Below are 17,029 nucleotides of genomic sequence, written 5' to 3' on the forward strand. Positions count from 1 at the left end.
ATTCTAAGTATATCACACTTGATTTATATAATAATGATTTTTATCAAATACTATATAATAATTTATACTTATACTATTACTATGATTTTTTTAAAACCATCCTCTCAACATAAGATACCAGTACATAGGTTTTAACTGATACAGGTCAAATGCCCACCAGAAAAATCTTGGTTTTGCAGGATCTAAGAACGGTATAGTAGGTGCTAGACCTTTATAGTTAAATTCTGCCATGATAATTTCTCCATATCCAGTTTTGATAGGACATACAGTATAGCCATCGAATTTTTCTTTAAGTGGTTTACCTTCCAATGTAGAAACCAGGTTACCTACAGTCACGGGGCCCTGATGTCTTGCTGATCCACCTGTTTTACATAATGGGATGCCACACACATCACCAATCCCAAATACATTTTTGTATCTTCTGTGTTGTAGCGTTTCTTCATCTACTTCCAACCAGCCCTTGGCATTACCTTTTTGCCAACCTAAAGGAGAATCCACCAATGCCTGAGGTGGTCCCATAGGTGGTACGACATGAATGAAGTCATAAGAGATGTCGACCATTCTTTTTTCTTCTGACATGTCATATTCCTCAAGATCCTCATCGTATTCACCTTTAACTTCATATGTCTCTTCAAAAGTGGCTACCTTGTTATTTACATCGATCGCTACAAGATTATGTCTGAAATGATTGGTGATGGTGTCATATCTCTTCTGTACTTCAACCAATGATTTATCAATCTCTGGAATACTAAAAAGTTTCGTACTATCTGTTGCAAAAATATAATTAGCCCCTAAAGCATCTTTTTTTAAATGATCTGCACTGAGGTAGAGCATTTTTTGTGGTGCACCTCCACATTTAATAGGTGTGTTTGGACTTGTATAGATAGCTGTTGGTTTTTTTCCTGAAGCAGCTGCTTCTTTCAATGCGTTAAACCATTCCCAAGTTACTTCACCGCCTTTAGCGGTACCTTTCTCAAAATTGTTCAAATATACACTTGAGATACCATTCCTACCAATATCATCTTCAGTCAGTCCTTTGATCCAGTCATAATGGTATACAATTCCTGTAGCCACTACCATATAGTCATAAGGTACTTCCAAACCTGCACGGGTAGTAACCTTATTGTTATCTGGATCAAAAGAAGCTACTTCGTCTTTGATCCAATTTACATCATCAGGTATGAAGTCTTTATTCTCTTTAGAAATATCATCCAAAGTATAAAGTCCAGCACCCATAAACACTTGTCCTGGCTGATAAAGATGTATCTCATTAGGTGCAATAATCGTAATATCTGCATTTGGCAAAGCCCTGTGAAGCCTAGCAAGTGCCATAATACCACCTGCCCCACCACCTACAACCAAGACCTTCGCGTGCTTTTCACTTTTAGCATTTGGTGCTTCATCTGCATGTAAAGAAGGAGAGAGTCCCATCACTGTAGCTGCCCCACCGACACCCATCATTTTGAGTGCGCTTCTCCTGCTTATGCCTTCAGTTGCTTCTCCATGTAACAGATCTACTAGAGGTTTACTATGCTCGATCTTGTCATTCTTCATATTTAAATCCTTTTGATTTGCATATTTTAAGTATAAGATAAATTAATTTTATTAATACTGAAAATCATTTAGAAATATGCGCTTAAGAGTAAATGATAGTTATTTAACTATTAGAGTAAAATGATCCTCATTGCCTTGTTGCTTGAATCACAATAATATTGATATAATGTGCTAAAAAAGAGATAAATGTATGGCTGCACAACTTATTCAAGCACTTTCTGGTTTGGGAATGTTCTTATTTGGTATGTTGTATATGGAACTTGCACTGAAAGAATCAGCGGGTCGTCGTTTTAAAAGCTGGGTCAAGAACTCAACATCTTCTACGATAAAATCTCTTATGACCGGAACTGTTGCCACTGCCCTGCTTCAAAGTTCTTCCGTTGTCACACTCATGACGCTATCATTTGTAAGTGCTTCAATGATCTCATTACATTCTGGTATTGCCGTCATATTTGGTGCAAATGTTGGGACCACAGTCACATCATGGATCGTTGCAACACTTGGTTTTAAGGTCAAGATCCAAGCTTTTGCTCTTCCTATGATAGGTACAGGAGGTCTACTGCTTATATTTGCATCTTCACATAAAAAAATCACTACAGTGGCTAAAGTTTTTGTCGGGTTCGGCCTTTTATTTCTTGGTCTTGAATTTATGAAAAGTTCTATAGAGTCCTTGACCAGTATCATTGATCTTGAGAAATTTTCACATTATCCTCTGATCGCTTTTATAGGTATTGGTTTTTTTCTTACAGCACTTATTCAGTCAAGTTCGGCGGCTACAGCTATTGCACTAAGTGCACTCTATGTACATATCTTGAACTTTGAACAGTCCGCTGCAATGGTGATCGGTACGAATATCGGGACAACAGTGACAGCACTGCTTGGTTCAATAGGTGGTATCCCTGATAAAAAACGTGCTGCACTGGCACATTTTATATTTAATTTTATTACTGCAGTAGCGGCTTTCTTGATACTGGCACCTTTGACACATTTTTTGATGGGTATTCAAGGATTAAAGAATGATCCGGTCACAGCATTGGCACTCTTTCATACGATATTTAATCTGCTGGGTGTAGTGCTGCTGATTCCTTTTATATCGTTGATGTCTAAGTACCTCAATCAACTCTTTGTACACGGTGAACCCGAACCGACACGATACATACATTTGGTCGATCCTCAATTTTCAGAAACTGCACTTGTTGCATTACGTGATGAAGTAAACAATTTATTTGTTAAAACCATGAAATATGCACTTTTGGTTGCAAATATTAAACCCAATGATGTATTTATAAAAAAACTTGGTCTCAAAGAAGTCGTAGAGTTGAATCAGGAGCAGATAGAATTTGATCATAAAATAGCCTATAACACGATTAAAGAGATAGAGATCAAGATCATGGAGTTTGTATCTGCTTTGAACCAACAAGATCTACTGGAGGATGAAAGAGAAAGCCTACAGACACTTTTAGCATCCGTACGAGAGAGTGTTTATGCAGCAAAGATACTTAAAGATATAAAGAATGATATGAACGAATTTGCTGAAAGTAGCAGTAATACCATTCATACTATTTATGATTCTATACGAAGAAACCTTCTCTACGCAATACTTATTTATGTCAATTATATGGAAGAAGAATGGACTATGGAGAAATGTTTGGAGAAATTTTCTAAATTAGAAGAAGAAAACAAACGTATTATGCAAGAAGCGTCCGTTTCTATCAGTCATAAAGGAATAAATGAGAAAAAGGTGGTTTCTTTGCTCAATACAAACAGAAGTATTGCAATAGCCACTGAAGCTCTTTTTGAAGCATCTAGATCCGTATCATTACACTTCCCGCTCGAAGATTAGGTCATAGCCATTTAGTCCTCTTGTGTTATAATGCTGCCCATACAAAAACAAGGGTGCACAACAGTGGAAACTCCATCAGTAAAAACACAAAAATTCATTATAAAACTTTTTCCAGAGATAATGGTCAAAGGTTCTTCTGCCAAAAGACAAATGGTAGGACAGCTTTATAACAATCTTCTAAAACTATTAGGCAGATACAGTGATGATATCACAGTCAAAAAGTTTTCTGATAAACTTGAAGTTGTTACACCTATAGAATTTCTCACTGAGGTACGTCAAACTCTCCTTGACACTCCAGGCATAGAACAGGTACTTGAAGCATTACAGTTTGACTGCATGGATACACTTGAGAAGATCAAAGTCAAAGTAAATGAAATGATGGCTAAAGAGATCCTAGGTAAGACCTTTGTAGTACGTGTCAAGCGTTCAGGAAAACACTCATTTAGATCACTTGATATAGAGCAAACGGTAGGCGGATATATGCTGGCACACAATGAAACAAAAGGTGTAGACCTGCATCATCCCGAAGTCACTATTCGTCTGGAACTTATTAACAATCAACTCAATATCATTACTATCAAACATGAGGGGCTCAGCGGCTTTCCTTTAGGTACACAGGGAGATATACTTTCACTGATGTCCGGCGGTTTTGACTCTACAATTGCGAGTTACCTAACGATGAAAAGAGGCATAAAGACCCATTTTATATTCTTCAATCTCGGAGGTATTGCACATGAGATAGGTGTCAAACAGGTGGCGCTTTATCTTTGGTCCAAATTTGGTGCTTCTCATCGTGTCTCTTTCATCTCTGTACCTTTTGATACAGTCATCGAAGAGATATTCCGCTCTACACATGAGAGCTACATGGGGGTCACACTGAAGCGGCTTATGCTTATGGCTGCTGAGAAAGTGGCTAATGATATGGAGATAGATGCACTACTTACAGGTGAAAGCGTTGCACAGGTTTCCAGCCAGACCTTGCGTAACCTGGCATTGATCGACCAAGTGACCAATAAACTGATTTTACGTCCATTAGCTACGATGAATAAACCAGAGATCATCAAAATTGCCAGTGAGATAGGCACACGCCGTTTTGCAGAGAATATGCCAGAGTATTGTGGTGTCATTTCGAAAAACCCTATTACACACGGTTCATACAAACGTATGGAAAAAGAAGCTGCACGCTTTGACTACTCTGTGTTAGATAAAGCCGTAGAGGATGCACAGAAGATCTATGTGGATGAGATCATCGATGATGTGACCAATGCAGCACCTGTAGAGATCATACATGATCTAAATGATGATAAGTACGTAGTGATAGACATACGTACGGAAGATGAATGTATAGAAACACCATGTAAGAGCATTAAAATCCCTTTTCATAAACTCAAAACAGAGTTCAAGAAGTTACCCCAAGATAAAGAGTATCTGCTCTATTGCGACAAGGGTATCATGAGTCAACTCCATGCCCAATATTTGCGCGATGCAGAAGATGTTAAAAATGTAAGGGTATACAGACCCGAATAGTGTCTGAAAATCATGACCCTACATGCCATTATTATCGGAGAAAACGCAAAAGAGCCTTTACATTATATCAAGAGTGTCCGTGCTACCAAGGGTAAAGGCTTAGAAGGCGACCGTTATTTTTACGGACAAGGGACATTCAACAAACCTCAACTCTCCCAAGATGTAAGAGAGGTCAGCATACTTCCTTTTGAAGCTCTTGGAGAATGTAACAGCCGCTTAGGGAGTGATCTGGACTTTTTGGACCTACGCAGAAATCTTGTCATCAAAAACTTTGATGCTTCGCTCCTGGAAGAGAAAGTCTTTGCGATAGGTACGGCAAAGTTTCGCATTGTACGTACCTGCCCTCCCTGCCGTTATCTCTCTAGGCTTTTAGATCAAGATATGATGAAAGGCTTGAAGTATATAGGTGGATATAGGGCTGTCATTGTTCAAAGCGGTGTCATATCGGTTGGAGATGAAGTTAACATTGTATAGAATTAATAATATGAGAATTTAAATAACCTAATATAATACATAATTTTATTAGGTTTTGAGAACAAGACATTATTTTATATACTCTTGCTACCGAAAAACATAACAGAAGGATATTTTGATTCTTTAATAAATGGACAGACTTTTAAATATGAAGAGAAGATGAACAATAAAATGATTTAAAGGTGTTAGGTGGCTGGTTAATACTAGTTACTATCGGGATTGTAATTTGAGTATAGTAGTCAATTTATAAAGTATAAATTAATAATAAATAATAAAAGATATACTATAGTTATATTATTCCCAAGAGGGGGGGGGAAAAGAATGAAATATTTTATAACATTTACAATCTTCAGCGTTCTTTTACTTGCCAAAAATGAATATAATGATATGACATGGGGTACAGGAATTGTAGCTAGGAGTGCCGCTATCCCCTATTATGACCCTGTCGTGACAGACAATACTCTCAATGACTTTGTTCCTCTATTTTATTATGAAGATGATTATATTTATCTGCATGGGGTGACCTATGGTGTCAAGCTCTATGATATGGATAACTGGCAGTTCTCTGCTTTGGGTCGTGTTCGCTTCCTGAACATTCCCCAAGAGTATCAGAATGAAGTACAGGGAGATACCATGGATTATGGTTTAAGAGCCCGATACTTTCTCCATAACAATCGCTATATCGACCTTGAAGTGATGGAGAATCCTGATAAAAGTACCCATGCCAATCTTACATACTCTGCTAATATTAAATATGATGATCTCTACTTTGAACCGCATGCCACATTGCGAGTCAAAGATGCAGCATTCAATACCCAATACTATGGTCGAGACAAAGAGGAGATTAAGGAAGATATTGACTTTTCTGCAGGTCTAGACTTGAAATACCATGTCTGGTCCAATTTCTACCTCATGGGAAGTGCCGATATTAATTGGTTTGGCAATAATGTTCAAAAGTCATCAATTATTGATGATGATTACGAATACACTCTGATGGCTGGTTTTGGTCTCCTTAACGACAAAAACAAAAAGTTCTTCGATGTCAATGGTATGAAACCATATATCCGTCTGGCACATGGATGGGCTACGCCATCAGATTTAGAGGACATTTTGATTGGTAATATAGAATCCGATGACTATAACAATCAATCTACCTCTGTCTTTTATGGACATCCCCTTTCAAAAACGTTCTTTAATTTGCCTATAGAGGTCTATCTTAGTCCAGGATTTGCTTACCATTACTCTTCAGAAGTACAAGAGAGCTCTCTGGAGTATATTTTGGGGTTTAAACTCTACTATACACTCCCCCTCCCCAATATTGATATGAGACTGGGATTGGCTGAGGGTGTTTCCTATATGGATGAAGTCATCTATATAGAAAAGTCAGAGATAGAAGAAAAAGGACTTAAGCCGAGCAGTTTGACATTCTATTTAGATGTGAGTGTCGATTTCAATCTTGGCTTCCTCCATGACAATCTTGAACCGCTCTGGATCGGTGCAGCGGTACACCACCGTAGTTCCGGATTTGAAGAGGTATCCCTCTTTGGCCGTATCAAAAGTGGTAGTAATTATAATACTGTTTATCTGCAGTGGCATTTCTAACTGAACATTAGAGTATGAAGAGAAATTTAATGCTCTCAAGATAAGATTTTGTTTTTAAGTTACATAGGCAGTGCACACTTTTACTGCTATTATTTTATCTACTAAGTACACTGTGTTTAGCTAAAGATGTATACTACGATCTCACTATAGACTATCAAACTGTTAACTTTACAGGAAAAGATGTAGAAGCCTTGACCATTAATGGAGGTATTCCTGGTCCAACCATTAAAGCGGAAGAAGGTGATTGGGTTAACATTAAAGTATCAAATAACATGGATGTAAACACCTCTATCCATTGGCATGGTATTCTGTTTCCAGGGCGTAATGATCAAGATGGTGTCCCAAACCTCACTACACCTCCTATTAAAGCCCATGGCTCGCTTAAATTCCGTTTTCCTCTGAAAGAGTTTGACTCCATCACTGGACAAAGTATTAAAGGTGTTGTAAATCAGCATCACATAGTCATAGGAAATATTCATCTATTTGAATCTTTAGATATAGACACAAAAAAACTGAAAGAGAGAGCAGAATCATTCAGAGAAGATGGTGCTACCGTAGTACTTGTCGCTGTAGATAATGAAATTACCGGTCTCATTGCTGTGGCCGACCCTATAAAAGAGACAACGAAAGATGCCATAGATGCACTGCATCATGATGGACTGAAAGTAGTGATGATGACTGTTGACAACCGCAAATGCCTTAGCGAGTAAACTTGGCATTGATGAAGTACATGCAGATGTACTTCCTGAAGACAAAGCCAATATCATCAAAAGGCTTCAAGACAAAGATGAAATCGTCGCTATGGTCGGAGACGGTATCAATGATGCCCCTGCCCTGGCACAGTCTCATGTAGGTATCGCAATGGGAACAGGAACGGATGTGGCTATGGAGAGTGCGGGAATTACACTTATCAAGGGTGATCTTAGAGGTATTATTAAAGCGGTTCATCTCAGCCGTGCTACAATGAAAAATATTCGACAAAATCTCTTTTTTGCCTTTATTTATAATAGTTTAGGTGTACCTGTTGCAGCCGGTGTACTCTACTCTCCCCTATGATCGCTGCTACAGCAATGAGTTTCTCTTCGGTATCGGTGATCATGAATGCATTGAGATTAAAGAACAAAACACTCTGAACAGTCTATTTTGAAGGCCAAGATCATTGATTTATAAAATAAGCTACACGTAGACTGCACACATCTGGACTAATATAAGACAATAAAATTACATACTATATGAGTATTAAAAAGGATTAAGAATGACACACACATTAATGGACTTGCCTTTTGATGAGAATGCATTGGAGCCGCATATTTCAAAAGAAACACTTCAATACCATCATGGTAAACACCATGCTGGATATATAAATAAACTCAATGATCTGATAGAAGGTACGGTGTATGCGGACGCGAAGCTTGAAGAGATTGTGAAAAAAGCCGATGGTGGTATATTTAACAATGGTGCACAGGTCTATAACCATAATTTTTATTGGAATAGCATGAGCGAAAAAGTAACCTCCCCCTCTAAAGAACTGTTAGCCATAATTGAACGTGATTTTACCTCTATGGAAGCATTTAAAAAGAAATTTTTAGAAATGGCCGCAGGTCTTTTTGGTTCTGGTTGGGTATGGCTGAGTATAAATGACTCAGGTACTTTAGTCATAGAATCATTTTCCAATGCCGGTAATCCCCTTCTTTTGAATCATACACCTTTGCTCACTTGTGATGTATGGGAGCATGCCTACTATATAGACTATAGAAATGCCAGAGCTGATTATCTTCAAAAATGGTGGGAGCTTGTGAACTGGGATTTTGTTTCTGATAACCTGGAAGCATGTTCACAATAGTATTACAGATAGTAGTATATACAGAACATTCTGACATCTAAAGGAGCTATCATGAAAACATCAAGAAGAGATTTTTTTAGATTTATCTCTGCACTTGGTTTGGTGAGTTTTGTGACTACACCGCTCAGTGCTAAAACAGCTAAAAATATCGTCAAATATCAATCCACACCAAAAGATGGCAATTCGTGTAAGACATGTATGCACTTTATCCCTGAAACTAATGAATGTAAAACAGTGGAAGGAAGTATTGATCCCAATGGCTGGTGTATCATTTACTTCAAAGATCCTAACTATAAAGAAGTAACAATAGAAGATGATAAACAGACAAATGATAACAATAAAACAATTTGATCTTGTTATTAGATAGTTAGCCACTATGCTTGTAGGTAGGAGCTTATAGTATGACCTTAGAACAATTGAAGCAGTTTAATGGACAAAATCAACAAAAAGCGTATATTGCCTACAAAGGAAATGTCTATGATGTAACCAGCAGCCCATTATGGGAGAATGGAACACATCAAAATATGCATGAAGCGGGTGTTGATCTCACGGATGCACTAGCAAGTGCACCCCATGCTGAAGAGGTCTTTGCGAAGTTTGAGGTTGTAGATACGCTTGATGAGAATGATCGTAATGATGAAAATGATCATGATCGAAATGATGAAAACAGAAGAGATTGGGTTCGCTGGTATCGTAAATACCATCCCCATCCGATGCTGGTTCATTTTCCTATTGCACTACACCTCTTTGCATCCGGTCTGAACCTTATTTTTTTATTTCAACCTAATCCTTCTTTTGCTACAGCAGTTTTTTACACTTTTTTTGTCTCCACTGTATTGGGTATATTTACGATGCTTTCGGGAATATTAAGTTGGTGGATCAATTATCAATTGGCCTTGAACCATATTTTGGTCAAGAAACTAATATTCTCTGTAATTACCCTCATTCTTGGTATTATCGGTATTACGATCTATCTTAATAATCCTAATGTTGTCTACTTAACGACACTGCCGAGTATATTTTATCATGGAACTATATTTCTTACAGGAATTACAGTGATAGTATTGGGATATTATGGAGGTAAACTTACATGGCCAGATACTAAGAAAGATACTATGTCAGATACCGAGAAAGAGACCAAAAACGATATCAAGAAAGAGACTATGAGTGTATCGATGAAAGAGCTAACAATACCGTTTCAGTCAACGATTTCAACACCACCCGTTGCTTTACCGAAAGATGAAGAAGTGAACGTACATGGTGAGAGTCACAGTATCTCTATTCTCATCGGAGGAGCCGCAGGTACAGGGATCCAAACACTGGAAAATATTTTAAGTGCTGCATTTAAACGTAGCGGTTATTTTGTTTTCTCTACCAAGGAGTATATGTCAAGAGTACGAGGCGGAAGTAACACCACGCTGCTTCGTCTCTCAGATACACCACTTATTGCTCCATGTTGGCATGTTGACCTTTTTATAGCCCTGGATGCCGATGCACTGTCTCATGTGCAGGAGCGCTTAAAGGATGATACTATCGTTTTGGCAGATGAAAAGATTAGCCACGAACAGATACCTCTTACAAGTATACCTATGATCAACACAGCCAAAGAACTTGGAAACAAAAATTATGCCAATTCGTATGCCGCTGGTGTGCTCTTTGGTATGTTTAGCCTTGAATCATTTGCATTGTCAGAAAGTATCACTACGTTCTTTAATGAAGAAGATCGTCAAGGGAACGAAAAAGCGATGGCAGAAGGAGTAATGTATGGTAAGAACCTAAAGATCCGCCATCTTCTAAAACTTCCTGCAACGTTATCAAACTCTACCGATTCTATGCATCTAATGGATGGCTCCTCTGCTTCCGGATTCGGTTTTCTGGCGGGAGGATGCAATATGATAACGGCATATCCTATGTCTCCTTCTACAGGCGTACTGAACTTTATGGCATCGATGTCCAAAGATCTTACTCTGTTGGTTGAACAGAGTGAAGATGAGATCGCATCACTGAATATGGTGCTGGGTGGATGGTATGGCGGAGCACGGGCAATGACTTCTACTTCAGGAGGTGGTTTTGCACTTATGAGCGAAGCAATCAGTCTTTCAGGGATGAGTGAAACGCCCGCTGTGATCTACCTCGCACAACGCCCTGGACCTGCGACAGGCTTACCTACAAGAACAGAACAGGGGGATCTGAACCTGGCCATACACAGTGGTCATGGATTTTTTGGACGTATTGTTTTAGCCCCAGGTGATCTGCAGGAATGCATCGACTATGGCTATCTTGCTTTTGAACTCGCAGACAGGTACCAAATGCCTGTGATCTATCTTAGTGACCAATACTTGGCAGATTCTATCAGTCTGTTAAAAACGATTGATTTCGAAGCGTATGAACAAAGACGCTATGTACACACTACGGATGCATCATATGATCGCTATGCACTCAATGATACAGGTATTACAGCACGGGGTGTACCAGGCTTTGGAGATGGGATCGTAGTTTCTACCAGTGATGAACATGATGAGCGTGGACAGATCACTGAGAGCTACCAAATGCGTGAAAAGATGGTAGAGAAGCGGCAAAAAAAGATTGAGTTGAGCATTACTGAAGCACTTGGACCAAAGGTCTTTGGAGAAGGAGATATCGCTCTTATAGGATGGGGGTCATCCAAGGGGGCTATCATGGAGACACTGAACGCGTTGAATGATCCCCGGCTCTTTCATGTACATTTTTTCTGGGTACATCCCCTGAATCCAGAACATCTTGCACTGCTCAAACACACTAAAGTCAATATAGTGATAGAAAACAATGTTACAGGAGAGTTTGCAGGGTTATTGAAAAGCCATGATATCAATATTGATCATCGTATTCTACTGTCCAATGGATTTAGCTTTTTTACTGACCTGTTGAAAGAAGAATTGGAAAAAGTACTAAAGGATATAAAATGAAACATCCGCTTGATAGAACAAACATAGACAATGCATGGTGTCCCGGATGCGGGAACTTCGGAATACTGAAAATGATTGAAGAAGTATTGACGGAACTTGAATGTGATGCTAAAAATACCGTCATCGTTTCAGGTATTGGGCAAGCTGCAAAGATACCTTACTATATAGATACACATATGTTCTGTGGACTTCATGGCCGAGCACTTCCCGTAGCTACAGCGCTAAAAGCTTCCAATCCTGCACTCAATGTCATAGCAGAAGGCGGAGATGGAGATATGTATGGTGAAGGGGGAAACCATTTTATACATACCATCAGGCGCAACCCTGATATCGTACATATCGTACACAACAATATGGTCTATGGGCTTACAAAAGGTCAGGCCTCACCCACAAGCCAAACAGGTTTTAAAACCCCTGTACAGGTAAAGGGTGTCACTAATGAACCATTTAATCCCATTTCAGTTGCTTTAGCACTCAAGGCCGGTTTTGTGTCACGTGTCAATATCGGTAATCTTGCCCATGCCAAAACGGTGCTCAAAGAAGCATTTTTACACAAAGGGTATGCCTTGGTAGATGTTTTTCAACCTTGTGTGGTCTTTAACAAGGTCAACACATATAAATGGTTCAATGAAAACACCTATGAACTGGATAGCACCTATGAGAAGAACAGCCTATCCTCAGCCATGCAAAAAGCACTTGAAAATGACCCCATACCTATTGGTATTTTTTACCAGGATGAGCATACAACATTTGAAGAGCATATCAGGGGAAATGAAAACAATCCACTGGTAACTCTTACTCATGATGTAAAAAAATTACAGGAATTATTTGATTCCTATTGAAATAAAAAGGTAAATAGGATAAAATTACTCCTTATTTATAAAAATACTTGACGGCACATTGTAATTGTGCTATAACGTGTAACTAAAATAATGATCTATATAAGGATTTTAAATGGCAAATGAAGGATTAGATAAAGCTGTCTCAGGTGAGTATGCACTCGGCTTTGAGATAGATATCGAAACCGAAACTGTACCACCGGGACTTTCAGAAGAGACTATCGCATTTATCTCAAAGAAAAAAAATGAGCCTGAATGGATGTTAGAGCTTCGTCTCAAAGCACTGAAGAAATGGGAAACCATGACTGAACCACACTGGGCTAAACTTGACTATGAGCCTATAGATTACCAATCTATCTCATACTATTCAGCACCTAAAGAAGGTATTGACAGTTTAGATGAAGTTGATCCGAAAATTTTGGAAGCCTATGAGAAGTTAGGTATCTCTTTAGAAGAGCAAAAACAACTTGCAGGTGTCAAAGTGGCTGTAGATGCTGTGGTTGACTCAGTCTCAGTTAAAACAACCTATGCAGAAGAGCTTGCTGAACATGGTGTTATCTTCTGTTCGATTTCAGAAGCGATAGAGCGTCACCCAGAGCTCATTAAAAAATATATGTTCTCTGTCGTACCAATGGCAGATAACTACTTTGCAGCACTTAACTCTGCAGTATTTACAGATGGTACCTTTGTGTACATCCCTAAAGGTGTACGTTGTCCTATGGAGCTTAGTACTTACTTTAGGATCAATGCGATGAATACAGGACAATTTGAACGTACACTTATCGTGGCAGATGAAGGATCATACGTTAGTTATAATGAAGGGTGTTCTGCTCCAACACGTGATGAGCACCAACTTCACGCAGCTGTCGTTGAACTTGTTGCGATGAAAGATGCAGAGATCAAGTACTCTACGATCCAAAACTGGTTTCCAGGAGATGAAAATGGAAAAGGCGGGATCTACAACTTCGTTACCAAAAGAGGTATCTGTGAAGGAGATAACTCCAAGATCTCATGGACACAGGTAGAGACCGGTTCAGCTATTACATGGAAGTATCCGTCATGTATCTTAAAAGGTGATAACTCTGTGGGTGAATTCTACTCAGTAGCAGTCACTACCCTGGCCCAGCAGGCTGATACAGGTACAAAGATGATACATATCGGTAAAAATACCTCTTCAACCATCATCTCTAAAGGTATCTCTGCAATGAAGGGTCAAAATACCTATAGAGGATTAGTGAAGATAGGTGCCAATGCTACAGGTGCAAGAAACTACTCTGAGTGTGATTCCCTGCTCATTGGTTCTAATTGTGGGGCACATACTTTCCCTTATCTTGAATCAAAAGATACCCAGGGACAAGTAGAACACGAGGCAACGACATCAAAGATCAGTGACGAACAACTCTTTTACCTCCGTCAAAGAGGTATCAATGAAGAAGATGCTGTGAGTATGATTGTTCACGGTTTCTGTAAACAAGTCTTTAGCCAACTCCCTATGGAGTATGCAGTAGAAGCAAAAGCATTATTAGAATTAACATTAGAAGGAAGTGTAGGATGAGTATTATGAAAATTGAGAATTTAGAAGCAAAAATAGGTGATAAGCAGATTTTAAAAGGTTTAAATCTAGAGCTGGAACCAGGGAAGGTCCATGCGATCATGGGACCCAACGGTGCTGGTAAATCTACGCTTTCAAAAGCACTGGTAGGACACTATGACATTGAATTACTTGGTGGAAACATTATCTACAAAGGCAAAAATATCAATGAAATGGAAGCTGAAGAGAGAGCTTTAGAGGGACTATTCCTTTCCTTTCAACACCCAGTAGAGATTCCGGGCGTTAACAATGCCTATTTCTTAAGAACGGCACTCAATGCTAAGCGTAAACATGAAGGTAAAGAAGAACTGAATTCAGCTGAGTTCTTGCGTCTTATGAGAGACCATTTAGAGATGCTTGGCATGAAGTCAGATATGATCAGCCGTTCACTCAATGAAGGTTTCTCAGGTGGTGAAAAGAAGCGTAATGAAATTCTTCAAATGCTTATCCTTGAGCCAGATGTCATTATTCTTGATGAGATTGACTCTGGGTTGGATATCGATGCGCTAAGAGCTGTATCTGAAGGGATTAACAAGATGAAAGATGGTAAACGTTCATTCTTGGTTATCACGCACTATAGTCGTATTCTTGACTACATTGAACCAGACTACATCCATGTACTTAAAGATGGAAGAGTGATCAAAACAGCAGGACCAGAGCTTGTAGCACAGCTCGAAGATACCGGATATGACGCTATAGAGGAAGAATAATGAACCTTTCAGCGCTTAAAAACACAAACCTGCAAGACGTCAATAGCTTGTTGGATATAAAAGATAGAGATATCTTGGCAGAGCGTTTTGTATCACTAGGACTTCCAAGTAAAAAGTCAGAAGAGTATCGTTACTTTGATGTAGAGAAACTCCTAGAAAAAGAGTATAAAACACTTACATACGTTCCAAAAACGCTTAGAGTCTCTGAAAAGATAGAAATTGTTGATGGTGTAGTAGTAGCTGCTCCACAAGGTTTACGCGTGTACAATGAAGCATGCGGGCAGATCGATATGGATCATTTTGATCCGCTCTATTACCTTGGACACTTACTCTCTCCACAAGCGATCAAAATAGAGTTGGATGGAGATACAGAAGTAGAAATTGAGCATAAATTTACACAAAGTAATGCGCTGATCAACTACCGTATCGTACTTTATACACAGGCGAATCGTCATGCAACGGTGTATGAGAACTTTGTAGAAGAAAATATTGAGAACTCACTGGTACTTTATGGGTATGATATGCATATTTCACAGGACTCTTCACTGCGTATGGTCAAAATGCAGAGTATGCAAAACAGTGGCTATAGTATGGTGGCTTCACATAAGATCAATGTTGCAAAAAATGCACATGCGGTCTTTAAAAGCTTTGATCTGGGTGGAGACAATGCACTGCAACTTCTCAAAGTAGAACTTGATGAGTATGCCCATATAGATGCTGGCCACCTTCTCTATCTCAACAGTGAAGCAAAACGCGGTACCGTTTCTCAGATCGTGCATCGTGGTGAACATTCCACTTCAAAACAAGAAGCTAAAAATATTTTGGATGGTGAATCCAGAGGTATTTTTGATGCACTGATCCGTGTAGAAAAGAGTGGTAAATATACTAAAGCTGAGCAGAATTCCAAAGCAATTTTACTTCATGACAAAGCCTATATGGCTGCAAAGCCACAGCTTGAGATCTATATTGATGAGCTAGAAGCAAGCCATGGAGCAACCACTGGACAACTCAGTGAAAAACAACTTTTCTACCTACAAAGCCGTGGTATCACTCGTACTGAAGCCAGAAAAATGTTGGTGATTGCTTTTGCAAATACACTAATCGAGACGGTGAAAGACAGTAGACATCAAGAGCGTATTCAAAAAGCTTTTGAAGATGTCTTTTACGTAGTACATAAAAAGGATAACGCATGAATATGGAAGAAACAGTAGCAAGATATAAAGAAGATTTTGAACTTTTTCCCACCGATAATGATAAATTAGAGTACATCTTTGATCTGGGAAAACGCCATACAACACTTTCTGAAGAAGAGAAAAATGAAGACACCTATGTACAGGGATGTGCTTCTGATGCATGGCTTGTCGGTGAGTGTAAAGATGGAATACTCGAACTTCGCGGTGAAGGTACTTCTGAGATGGCCAAAGGTATGTTGACCCTGCTTTTGGACATTTTCTCCAACCGTCCGGCCGATGAGATACTCAGTTTTGATCCTGCTAAACTCCATGATATGGGTGTGGTAGAACTGCTCTCACCTGTACGTCAACAAAGTTTGGAAGCATTTTTAAATATGGTTTATGGCTACGCGCAAAAATGTAAAGAACAAGGATAAAATGATGAGTAGTGAAGATAAAAACATCAATGACAAAATGTCTGAAGAGAGACAGAAATTCATAGACTCTCAGCCGACAGATGAAGAGATGACAGAAAAGATCATCGCTCATCTTAAAGAGATCTATGACCCTGAACTTCCGGTAAATATTTATGATCTGGGACTTATCTACAATATAGACACATGGACAGATGAAGTCTCTATGATGAAAAAAGCCAAAATCACTATGACACTGACTTCAGCAACATGTTCATTTTCACAAGTGATCATCGATCTGGTCAAAAGTATCGCTACCCGTCAAGAGGGACTTGAAGAAGTAGATGTAGAAATAGTCTTTGACCCACCATGGAGTCAAGACAGTATGACGGATGAAGCAAAGTTAGCTATGGGATTACTCTAAAAAACAACACTGCTTCCTCCCTATGAGCATTTAGTACAAGAGTGTATTAAATGCTTGCTTTTAATATCACTTCCCTTCTTCACATCTGAATA

14 protein-coding genes and 2 pseudogenes are annotated in these 17,029 nt (G+C 39.0%); 15 read left to right on the top strand and 1 reads right to left on the bottom strand.

What is annotated here, in order from left to right:
- Positions 1-90: 90 nt before the first annotated feature.
- On the bottom strand, positions 91-1,554 hold the full coding sequence (locus LDM93_RS03180) for an FAD/NAD(P)-binding oxidoreductase (RefSeq protein WP_223890596.1): 1,464 nt from the start codon (positions 1,552-1,554) through the stop codon (positions 91-93).
- Positions 1,555-1,744: 190 nt separating this feature from the next.
- Here LDM93_RS03180 and LDM93_RS03185 point away from each other — a divergent pair, with 190 nt between their 5' ends.
- From LDM93_RS03185 to LDM93_RS03250, 15 genes and pseudogenes are all read left to right on the top strand, one after another.
- Positions 1,745-3,397 carry a Na/Pi cotransporter family protein gene (locus tag LDM93_RS03185; protein ID WP_223890597.1) on the top strand — a complete coding sequence of 551 codons (1,653 nt, stop codon included), beginning with the start codon at positions 1,745-1,747 and terminating at the stop codon, positions 3,395-3,397.
- Positions 3,398-3,460: 63 nt separating this feature from the next.
- Positions 3,461-4,924 (top strand): tRNA uracil 4-sulfurtransferase ThiI, encoded by a 1,464-nt coding sequence (gene thiI, locus LDM93_RS03190; RefSeq protein WP_223890598.1) that lies wholly within the window; start codon positions 3,461-3,463, stop codon positions 4,922-4,924.
- 12 nt (positions 4,925-4,936) lie between these two features.
- Entirely contained in the window at positions 4,937-5,398 is a 462-nt protein-coding gene (locus LDM93_RS03195; protein WP_223890599.1) for an MOSC domain-containing protein, read from the top strand.
- 321 nt (positions 5,399-5,719) lie between these two features.
- The gene (locus LDM93_RS03200; protein WP_223890600.1) at positions 5,720-7,000 is read left to right on the top strand and encodes a MipA/OmpV family protein; all 1,281 of its coding nucleotides are present in this window, start codon (positions 5,720-5,722) and stop codon (positions 6,998-7,000) included.
- Between the two features lie 146 nt (positions 7,001-7,146).
- Positions 7,147-7,395, top strand: a pseudogene (locus LDM93_RS11400) (multicopper oxidase domain-containing protein); the annotation flags it as partial.
- A gap of 78 nt (positions 7,396-7,473) precedes the next feature.
- Positions 7,474-8,056, top strand: a pseudogene (locus tag LDM93_RS11405) (HAD-IC family P-type ATPase).
- A gap of 199 nt (positions 8,057-8,255) precedes the next feature.
- Positions 8,256-8,843 (top strand): superoxide dismutase, encoded by a 588-nt coding sequence (locus LDM93_RS03210; protein ID WP_223890601.1) that lies wholly within the window; start codon positions 8,256-8,258, stop codon positions 8,841-8,843.
- A gap of 51 nt (positions 8,844-8,894) precedes the next feature.
- Entirely contained in the window at positions 8,895-9,194 is a 300-nt protein-coding gene (locus LDM93_RS03215) for an iron oxidase oxidoreductase (protein WP_223890602.1), read from the top strand.
- A gap of 50 nt (positions 9,195-9,244) precedes the next feature.
- A complete protein-coding gene (locus tag LDM93_RS03220; protein WP_223890603.1) occupies positions 9,245-11,788 on the top strand; it encodes a 2-oxoacid:acceptor oxidoreductase subunit alpha in 2,544 nt (847 codons plus the stop codon).
- On the top strand, positions 11,785-12,630 hold the full coding sequence (locus tag LDM93_RS03225; RefSeq protein ID WP_223890604.1) for a thiamine pyrophosphate-dependent enzyme: 846 nt from the start codon (positions 11,785-11,787) through the stop codon (positions 12,628-12,630). Before LDM93_RS03220 ends, LDM93_RS03225 begins: the two co-directional genes overlap by 4 nt.
- Before the next feature lie 112 nt (positions 12,631-12,742).
- Positions 12,743-14,182: a Fe-S cluster assembly protein SufB gene (gene sufB / locus LDM93_RS03230; RefSeq protein WP_223890605.1), complete on the top strand. Its 1,440-nt coding sequence runs from the start codon at positions 12,743-12,745 to the stop codon at positions 14,180-14,182.
- Positions 14,179-14,928 (top strand): Fe-S cluster assembly ATPase SufC, encoded by a 750-nt coding sequence (sufC, locus tag LDM93_RS03235; RefSeq protein WP_223890606.1) that lies wholly within the window; start codon positions 14,179-14,181, stop codon positions 14,926-14,928. Before sufB ends, sufC begins: the two co-directional genes overlap by 4 nt.
- Complete coding sequence (locus LDM93_RS03240) at positions 14,928-16,121, top strand: SufD family Fe-S cluster assembly protein (protein ID WP_223890607.1); 1,194 nt, start codon at positions 14,928-14,930, stop codon at positions 16,119-16,121. Before sufC ends, LDM93_RS03240 begins: the two co-directional genes overlap by 1 nt.
- Positions 16,118-16,537, top strand: coding sequence for a SufE family protein (locus LDM93_RS03245; protein ID WP_223890608.1), 420 nt, complete (start codon positions 16,118-16,120; stop codon positions 16,535-16,537). The genes LDM93_RS03240 and LDM93_RS03245 overlap by 4 nt, the downstream gene beginning before the upstream one ends.
- Before the next feature lie 4 nt (positions 16,538-16,541).
- Positions 16,542-16,937 (top strand): metal-sulfur cluster assembly factor, encoded by a 396-nt coding sequence (locus LDM93_RS03250; RefSeq protein WP_223890609.1) that lies wholly within the window; start codon positions 16,542-16,544, stop codon positions 16,935-16,937.
- The last annotated feature ends 92 nt before the right edge of the window (positions 16,938-17,029 follow it).

The sequence above is a fragment of the Sulfurovum sp. TSL6 genome, from assembly GCF_019972115.1.
In the GTDB taxonomy this organism is placed as follows: Bacteria; Campylobacterota; Campylobacteria; order Campylobacterales; family Sulfurovaceae; genus Sulfurovum.

What these genes read in the sequence shown, in the direction of transcription:
- sufC (WP_223890606.1), top strand. Translation starts at nt 14,179, where the DNA reads ATGAGTATTATGAAAATTGAGAATTTAGAAGCAAAAATAGGTGATAAG.
- LDM93_RS03220 (WP_223890603.1), top strand. Translation starts at nt 9,245, where the DNA reads ATGACCTTAGAACAATTGAAGCAGTTTAATGGACAAAATCAACAAAAA.
- LDM93_RS03200 (WP_223890600.1), top strand. Translation starts at nt 5,720, where the DNA reads ATGAAATATTTTATAACATTTACAATCTTCAGCGTTCTTTTACTTGCC.
- LDM93_RS03240 (WP_223890607.1), top strand. Translation starts at nt 14,928, where the DNA reads ATGAACCTTTCAGCGCTTAAAAACACAAACCTGCAAGACGTCAATAGC.
- sufB (WP_223890605.1), top strand. Translation starts at nt 12,743, where the DNA reads ATGGCAAATGAAGGATTAGATAAAGCTGTCTCAGGTGAGTATGCACTC.
- LDM93_RS03185 (WP_223890597.1), top strand. Translation starts at nt 1,745, where the DNA reads ATGGCTGCACAACTTATTCAAGCACTTTCTGGTTTGGGAATGTTCTTA.
- LDM93_RS03210 (WP_223890601.1), top strand. Translation starts at nt 8,256, where the DNA reads ATGACACACACATTAATGGACTTGCCTTTTGATGAGAATGCATTGGAG.
- LDM93_RS03245 (WP_223890608.1), top strand. Translation starts at nt 16,118, where the DNA reads ATGAATATGGAAGAAACAGTAGCAAGATATAAAGAAGATTTTGAACTT.
- LDM93_RS03195 (WP_223890599.1), top strand. Translation starts at nt 4,937, where the DNA reads ATGACCCTACATGCCATTATTATCGGAGAAAACGCAAAAGAGCCTTTA.
- LDM93_RS03250 (WP_223890609.1), top strand. Translation starts at nt 16,542, where the DNA reads ATGAGTAGTGAAGATAAAAACATCAATGACAAAATGTCTGAAGAGAGA.
- LDM93_RS03215 (WP_223890602.1), top strand. Translation starts at nt 8,895, where the DNA reads ATGAAAACATCAAGAAGAGATTTTTTTAGATTTATCTCTGCACTTGGT.
- LDM93_RS03180 (WP_223890596.1), bottom strand. Translation starts at nt 1,554, where the DNA reads ATGAAGAATGACAAGATCGAGCATAGTAAACCTCTAGTAGATCTGTTA.
- LDM93_RS03225 (WP_223890604.1), top strand. Translation starts at nt 11,785, where the DNA reads ATGAAACATCCGCTTGATAGAACAAACATAGACAATGCATGGTGTCCC.